The 7,448-nt window shown below is 66.4% G+C and carries 7 protein-coding genes and 1 pseudogene; 5 read left to right on the forward strand and 3 right to left on the reverse strand.

Translation table 11 applies throughout. The features are described 5' to 3' along the window. Positions 1-51 precede the first annotated feature (51 nt). The 3 genes and pseudogenes from clpB to recO all read right to left on the reverse strand — a co-directional run bounded on the left by clpB (position 52) and on the right by recO (position 4,212). Positions 52-2,607, reverse strand: a pseudogene (clpB, locus tag K2R93_14945) (ATP-dependent chaperone ClpB). A 155-nt stretch (positions 2,608-2,762) separates the two neighbouring features. Continuing rightward, positions 2,763-3,218, reverse strand: coding sequence for a hypothetical protein (locus K2R93_14950; GenBank protein MBY0491137.1), 456 nt, complete (start codon positions 3,216-3,218; stop codon positions 2,763-2,765). Between the two features lie 223 nt (positions 3,219-3,441). Then, the gene (gene recO, locus K2R93_14955) at positions 3,442-4,212 is read right to left on the reverse strand and encodes a DNA repair protein RecO (protein MBY0491138.1); all 771 of its coding nucleotides are present in this window, start codon (positions 4,210-4,212) and stop codon (positions 3,442-3,444) included. A 766-nt stretch (positions 4,213-4,978) separates the two neighbouring features. Here recO and K2R93_14960 point away from each other — a divergent pair. The 5 genes from K2R93_14960 (at position 4,979) to K2R93_14980 (ending at position 7,282) form a co-directional block, all read left to right on the forward strand. After that, entirely contained in the window at positions 4,979-5,197 is a 219-nt protein-coding gene (locus tag K2R93_14960; protein MBY0491139.1) for an addiction module protein, read from the forward strand. After that, the gene (locus K2R93_14965) at positions 5,198-5,497 is read left to right on the forward strand and encodes a type II toxin-antitoxin system RelE/ParE family toxin (GenBank protein ID MBY0491140.1); all 300 of its coding nucleotides are present in this window, start codon (positions 5,198-5,200) and stop codon (positions 5,495-5,497) included. Between the two features lie 144 nt (positions 5,498-5,641). After that, positions 5,642-5,833, forward strand: a complete 192-nt coding sequence (locus K2R93_14970; GenBank protein MBY0491141.1) for a KOW motif-containing protein — start codon at positions 5,642-5,644, stop codon at positions 5,831-5,833. A gap of 238 nt (positions 5,834-6,071) precedes the next feature. Next, a complete protein-coding gene (locus tag K2R93_14975) occupies positions 6,072-6,554 on the forward strand; it encodes a MarR family transcriptional regulator (GenBank protein ID MBY0491142.1) in 483 nt (160 codons plus the stop codon). A gap of 134 nt (positions 6,555-6,688) precedes the next feature. Further along, a complete protein-coding gene (locus K2R93_14980) occupies positions 6,689-7,282 on the forward strand; it encodes a hypothetical protein (GenBank protein ID MBY0491143.1) in 594 nt (197 codons plus the stop codon). The last annotated feature ends 166 nt before the right edge of the window (positions 7,283-7,448 follow it).

The following is a 7,448-nucleotide window of genomic DNA, read 5'->3' on the forward strand; positions in this document are numbered from 1 at the left end:
CGCGTCCATCTTGTCCCCCTGCGTGAAGACCAGGGCATCATCCGGTCCCACGTCGGCCACGATCGTATCGCCCTCTTTGAAGCGCCCCTCGAGCACCGCGAGCGCGAGCGCGTTCTGGAGCAACCGCTGCACCGCACGCTTGAGCGGGCGCGCGCCGAACACCGGGTCGTACCCTTCGTCGGCGATGCGCTGGCGCGCCGCATCCGTGAGACGGAGCGTGAGCTTGCGATCGGCCAGCAGCTTGCGCAGGTGTGCAAGCTGAATGTCCACGATGTGATCGAGTTCGCCGCGACCGAGCGGGTGGAAGACCACCACATCGTCCACGCGATTGAGGAACTCCGGCTTGAAGACGCCGCGCAGCGCCTGCAGCACGTCCTGCTCGACCTTGTCCCAGGCCGGGCCGGCAGTGGTATCGGCTTCGAGGATGCGCTGGCTCCCGACGTTCGACGTCATGATGACGACGCTGTTGCGGAAGTCCACCGTACGCCCCTGCGAGTCGGTGAGGCGGCCGTCGTCGAGCAGCTGCAGCAGGATGTTGAAGACATCGGGATGTGCCTTCTCGATTTCGTCAAAGAGAATGACCGAATACGGCCGGCGGCGGACCGCTTCGGTGAGCTGCCCGCCCTCTTCGTAGCCCACGTAGCCCGGGGGCGCGCCAATGAGCCGCGCCACCGCGTGCTTCTCCATGTACTCCGACATGTCGATGCGCACCATGGCGTGTTCGTCGTCGAAGAGGAACTCGGCGAGGGCTCGCGCCGTCTCCGTCTTGCCCACGCCGGTGGGGCCGAGGAAGATGAAGCTGCCGATAGGACGGTTCGGGTCCTGCAGCCCCGCGCGCGACCGACGCACGGCGTTGGCGACCGCGCGGACGGCTTCGCGCTGACCGATCACGCGCGTGGCCAGCACGTCTTCGAGCCTGGTCAGGCGCTCGCGCTCACTTTCGAGCATGCGCGCCACCGGGATGCCGGTCCAACGGGCGACCACTTCGGCGACATCGTCCGCGGCGACTTCTTCCTTGAGGAACTGCGGACGGCCGTTGTTGCTGGCGAGCCTGGCCTCGGCGTCCTTCATGTTCCGCTCGAGCTGCGGAATGCGGCCGTAGGTGATTTCGGCCGCCTTCTGCAGGTCGCCGCTCCGGGTGGCCGCTTCGGCTTCGAACTTCGCCTGCTCGATCTCCTGCTTGATCTTGCCGACGGCGCCGAGCGTGTCCTTCTCCTGCTGCCACTGCGCGCGCATCCCCGCGGCCGTTTCCTTCTTGTCGGCCAGTTCTCGCTCGAGGTTGGTGCGACGCTCGAGTGACGCCGGGTCGCTCTCCTTCTGCAGTGCGGCCTTTTCGATCTCGAGCTGCACGATGCGACGCTCCACCTCGTCGATCTCCTGCGGCACCGAGTCGATCTCGATGCGCAGGCGCGAGGCGGCTTCGTCGATCAGATCGATGGCCTTGTCGGGGAGGAAGCGATCGCCGATGTAGCGATTTGACAGGGTGGCGGCTGCCACGACGGCACCATCGGTAATGCGCACCCCGTGGTGCGCTTCATAGCGCTCCTTGAGGCCACGCAGGATGGCGATGGTGCTCTCCACACTGGGCTCACCCACGAACACGGGCTGGAAGCGGCGCTCGAGCGCGGCATCCTTCTCCACGTGCTGGCGGTATTCATCGAGCGTGGTGGCGCCGACGACGCGCAGTTCGCCGCGCGCGAGCATGGGCTTGAGCATGTTGCCGGCGTCCATGCTGCCTTCGGCCTTGCCGGCGCCCACGAGGGTGTGGAGCTCGTCGATGAAGACGATGTAGAGCCCCTCGGCGCTCGTGATTTCCTTGAGCACGGCCTTGAGGCGCTCTTCGAACTCGCCACGGAACTTGGCGCCGGCGATGAGTGCGCCCAGATCGAGGCTCACCAGCTTCTTGTTGCGGAGCCCTTCGGGAACGTCCCCACTCACAATGCGCTGCGCGAGCCCTTCGGCGATGGCGGTCTTGCCCACGCCGGGTTCGCCGATGAGCACCGGGTTGTTCTTGGTGCGGCGTGAGAGGACCTGAATGACGCGGCGGATTTCTTCGTCGCGGCCGATGACCGGATCGAGCTTGCCCTTGCGCGCGCTTTCGGTGAGGTCGCGCGTGAACTTCTGCAGCGCCTGGTACTGCCCTTCGGGGCTCTGGTCGGTGACCTTGTGCGCGCCGCGCACGAGCTTGAGCGCATCGAGGAGCGCCTGCTTGTGGGCGCCGGCGCTGGTGAGGACGCGGGTGGAGTCGAGCCCCTTGGCGTCACTGAGCGCAATGAGGAGATGCTCGGTGGAGACGTATTCGTCGCCGAGGAGCTTGGCCTCCTTCTCGGCGCTGTCGACGACGCCGGTGAGTTCGCGCGAGAAGGTGGGCTGCGCGTCGCTCTGCTTGGCGTAGCGCGCGGCCTCCTGTTCGGCGGCGGCCTTGATGGAGGTGACGTTGGCGCCGACGCGCTGGAGCACCGGCACCACGATGCCTTCGTCCTGCTCGAGCAGGGCGAGGAGGAGATGCAGATCGTAGACGAGCGGGTTGCCGGCCTTGCGGGCGAGGGCGACGGCGTCGTTGAGCGCTTCGGCGCTCTTTACGGTGAGGCGGTCGGGATTGATCATGCCATTCGTGAGGGCAACGAGGGTGCCGCGAATTTGCTGCCGAAGTGGCAGCGGCACAAAAGGGGTGGGGTAAAAAAGGGAGAGGCGCGCTGGGTCCGCTCACCCAGTGCGCCTCTTTGTCCTTCGGGTCTCATGGTGCTCGTAAAACGGGGTGCTTACTTCACCACGATCATCTTCTTCACCAGCGGCACGCCATCCACCTCGAGGCGATACAGATACACGCCTGAGGCGGCCTCCCGCCCGGTTGCTTGGACTTTGCCGTCCCAATAGGCGACGTACTCGCCACAGGGGAGCGACAGTTTTTCCAGCGGTTGACCACCGGCCACTCCGCTTGTTGCCGACTGCAGGATCGGGGTTGCGATTGGGGTCGCGATGACGCTGACGACCTTGAGGCTCACCCGGTACTGCTTGGTGTTGTCGGAACAGGTCGGTGCATCACCGACCGAGAACGGAATGCGAGTCTCAGGATTGAACGGGTTCGGATAGTTCTGTCCGAGCGTCGATCCATTTCGGCGTTCTTTCCCGTCCTGGGTGGACTGGGCCGCCGAGACTCGTGGCATGAACACGGTGAGCGCGAGCACCAGACCCAGTGCTCCCCACACTCGTTTCATGTTGCTTCTCCGACTGACGAATCAGGATCTGAGTCGACGTCTCCGAATAAGGGTTGAGAAGTGCCGTACAAGCCGGACCACGGGGTGTGATCCTCTGTGAAATTAGGACGCATGCCAACGGCGGTCAAGCAACAATCCGGCCAGCTGAGCGGGCGCGAGGTGTCACGCGGCTGGCGCGGTCCGACCCAAAGTGCTTGCCACTCTTCGGGTTAGACCGGGCGACCTACCACGTCCCTTTTTCCCAGACTTCGAACGCCTTGAGCGGACGGTTGTCGGGGAGGTGGGCGCCGAGGAATTCACGGAGGAGGCGCTGGTGCGCCTTGGTGGCGGCGGGCTCCGGGGGATCCGCGTGGAGTGGGTCGGCGGGGGCTTCGGGCTCGAGCCAGCCACGGATCGTGGCGCGGGCCTCCGGCGGGAGGAGGCGTCCGCCGGGCGCGAGCCGGGCACAGCGCTGACAGAGGGTGCCCCCCAGGGCCACGTGGAACCGGGCGGCATCAGTCTCGGGAATGGGGTCGAGACACTCGACGCAGCGGTCCACGACCGGGCGAAAGCCGACTTCGGCGAGCAGGCGCCAGAGGATGCCGACGGTTTCGTGGGCGACCCGATCCGGCGGGATGGTGGCGAGACGGTCGAGCCCCTGCTCCACCACTTCGTAGATGCCGGGGGCGGCCTCGTCGTGCACCAGGCGCAGGACCACCTCGGCGAGCGCGTTGGCCGCGGTAAAGCGATCGAGGTCGGTGGCGAGGCCGGTGCGCGCCTTGGTGACGTCGAAGGCATTCAAGCCGTGGAGGTCGCGGCCGGGCTTCGTCTGGATCTGCGCCTGCCCTTCAGCGAAGAGATCGACCGCACTGCCGAAGCGCTTCTTCGAACTGCGCGCCCCCCGCGCGACGACCGACTGCACCCCGGCCTCCCTCGTGAGCAGCCGAAGCAGTCGGCTGGACTCGAGGTAGTTGGCGGCGTGCAGGACGAGGGCGTCGGTTTGGAGCAGGGGCACGCGTGAATACTAGCGCGAGCCTCCCGCGCAATGCGGTGCCCCCCTGCCCGGCGGGCCTCGGCGCGGTACGGCAATAGGCCGCAATATGCGCCGCATAAGCCGGTGCCCAGTTGCGTCGCGCATGCGGTGCCGCCGCCGTATGCTATGGCGTGTGCCGCAGGTTAAAGGCGAGTGCGGCCTCGGTGCGCTTCTGGGTTATGCCGCCGAGAAGCGCTAGATAAGACTTGGCTTGCGGTGATTGCGGGAACGAGGATCAGCAGTAGGTCGCCCAAGCGCTTCAGTCGACGCGCACAGCGGAGAGATCGATGCACCGATTAGGACGTGCCCTGATGGCGCTTGGTCTTGGAGTCGGAATCACAGCGGGCGTGGCGATTGCGGCACATCTTGGCATCGAGAACGTCCCGTGGCTGGTCAATGTCGCGCTTGCAAAGCTCAGCCTGGTCGCCTCAGCGGGTCTTATGGCCGGCGGAGCGCTCACGAGCCGAGTGGCTCGCTTACGCGCGGCTCGCCGCGCTCTCGCATCAAGGTCAGAACCCGTTGCGCTCCCGAGGTCGCCGTCGTAGCAGTGGCTGACCGCGTGCTCATGGCCGCACGCCGCACAGGCATCGCCGCGTGCGGTACGCCCCCGGCGACGGGGTTGATCGCGGCGCGTGACTGGGTCGCCGCACTCTTCTGTCGAATTGTTGGAGAGCGCCGCGGCCGAACGTGGCGTTCTGGCGGCCGGGGCGCCGTTGCTCAAGTCCACCGATCGCGCCAATATCCATCCATGGTCGACAAGTCCCCGATCCTCGACTCAATGACCGCCCAGGAGCGCATCGCGCTGATGGGGCGGCTGTGGGATAGCCTCGATGCGGCCGTAGCCGCGCCGATCTCCCCCGCGCTCGCGGCGGAGCTATCGCGCCGTGAGACCGAGGCCGATGCGGACCCTGAGGCCGGCATTCCCTGGCAGGCGCTTCGGGACGAACTGCGCAGCCGACTGCCCTGAGTGCGTCGCGTCGTCGTTCGACGTCTCGCGCAGGCCGAGATCGCCGAGGCGTTCGAGTGGTATCGCGCGCGTTCGGTCACGGCCGCCGGAGAGTTCCTGGCGGAAGTTGATCGCGCGATGGTCGAGATCGAGCGAGAGCCGGAGCACTTCCCGGTCGTGCACGGGCGCCTCCGTCGCCTGCTGCTGCAGCGCTTCCCCTACGGCGTGTACTTCAAAGTGTACGCGCATTCGATCAGCGTGGTCGGTGTCATTCACGGGCACCGTCACCCCGATGTCTGGTTGAAGCGGGCCGCGCCATAACGGGTCGCTGCTGCCGACGGGGCTGTTTACAGGTAGGCGACTGGCTCACTGCGTTCGCCTGTCACATTGTTATGAGGCCCCGCGGCAGAGCTAAGCGTTCGCCTGACCATTCCACCGGCAGCGCATCGACTCGAGGAGGACTGGATGGCGGCGAGTGAATCGACGAATCTGGCGGATGGCGATTCGTGCATCGTCATCGCGGGCACGCACAAGGGAAAAACGGGTACGGTCCGCGACATGAAGCGGAGCAAGACCGGACACGTGACCATCACCGTGGTCGAAGCCGATGGCGAACGCTTCAAAACGCTCGCGCGCAACGTCACGCGCGTCGGGTGAGCGGCGATTGGCGTCACGACGCGAGCGGCCAATCGCCCCGTTATTGAGCGTTCGGCCTGCAACCGCGCGCTCGGTTTGGGTGGCCGGCGCAGTAGCACACCGAAGGCGAGCGCGGATACGCTATGGCGCCGGAGACGCCAAACCCGCTTTCCGGATCACGAACTCTACCAGCTGAGCTCGTCAGACCAGTCTATTCTACCTCTTGACGATATTCGTTGCGAGGTGCAATATCGCCGCCATGCGTCATGAAGTCGCCAAGGCCCTCAAGCAGCGTCGCAAGTTCGACTCGATCGATCAGGAGGTCGTTCTCTCGCTGCGCATGCTGGCCAACCGCATCCTCGAGCCCTGGGAGAAGTTCCTCAAGGCCGAGGCCGATCTGTCGGTCAGTCAGTTCAACGTGCTGCGCATCCTGCGGGGCTCGCATCCGGAGCGGTTGCCCTCGTCGGAGATCGGCACGCGCATGGTGGCGCGGGATCCGGATGTCACGCGCCTGGTGGACCGCCTGAGTACGCGCGGACTGGTGGTGCGGGAGCGGAGCGCCAGCGATCGCCGCGTGGTGGAGGTCGGCATCACCGACGCGGGGCTCGCGCTGCTCGCGCAGCTCGACCCCCATGCCAAGCGCATGCCCAAGGCGCTCGTGGGCGGGCTCGGCAAGACCAAGCTCATCGCCCTGCGCGCGCTGCTCGACGAGCTCCTGCAGAAGTTCGGCACGTTTCCCTGATCGCCTGGCGATCCATCACCGGCGCTCGGCTGCCTCATTACTCCTCACGACGACAGTCCTTTCAAGGCCCAACGAGTTTCCCGCCCCACCGTATTCCCGCGCGTCGCCCTTCCTCCCTTTGCCGGAGTACTCTCATGGCCCCGCTGCCGCCGCTCGCTGTCATCATTCGCCACCGTTGCGCCGACTTTGACCGCTGGAAGGCGACCTTCGACGCCGACGAACCGAACCGCAAGGCCGCCGGGATGCTCGGCCACCACATCAATCGCGGGCACGATGACCCGAACGATCTGAGCGTCTATATCGCGGCGACCGACCTCGCGAAGGCCCAGGCTTTTGCGCAGTCGCCCGAGCTCAAGACCACGATGCAGGCGGCGGGCATCATCAGCGCCCCGGTGGTGACATGGATGACCCCGGTGGTCGAGGCGATCGTGTGGGACCGCGCGCTCCCGGCCCTGCTCATCTCCCACCAGGTGGCGGACTTCGACGCGTGGCTCGTGGGCTATGGCGACGCGGAGCCCGTGCGCCAAGCGGGCGGCATCGTTGGCCATGCCGTGAACCGCTCGATCGACCATCCGAGCCTGGTGGTGGTTTATCACCAGGCGGAGTCGCACGAAGCGCTGATGGCGTTCGCGGGTGACCCGGCACTCAAGGCCGCGATGCAGAAGGCCGGCGTGACCAGCGCGCCGACCTTCCACGCGGTGACGGGTGGGTGGTCGAAGCAGTACTGATGCGGACGTCGGGGCCGCCGCGCCTCAGCGCGGCGGCCGCGGCAGCGCCGTGGGCGGCAGGATCCCATTCAGCCGCATGTAGTTCGAGAGCTGAACCGCCCCGGGTTTGGAGGAGACTCGGTTAATTGAGTGCCAAGCGCTCCGCAGGAGCCGCTTGGGTGCGGTA

The sequence above is a fragment of the Gemmatimonadaceae bacterium genome (genome assembly GCA_019752115.1).
Classification (GTDB): domain Bacteria; phylum Gemmatimonadota; class Gemmatimonadetes; order Gemmatimonadales; family Gemmatimonadaceae; genus Gemmatimonas.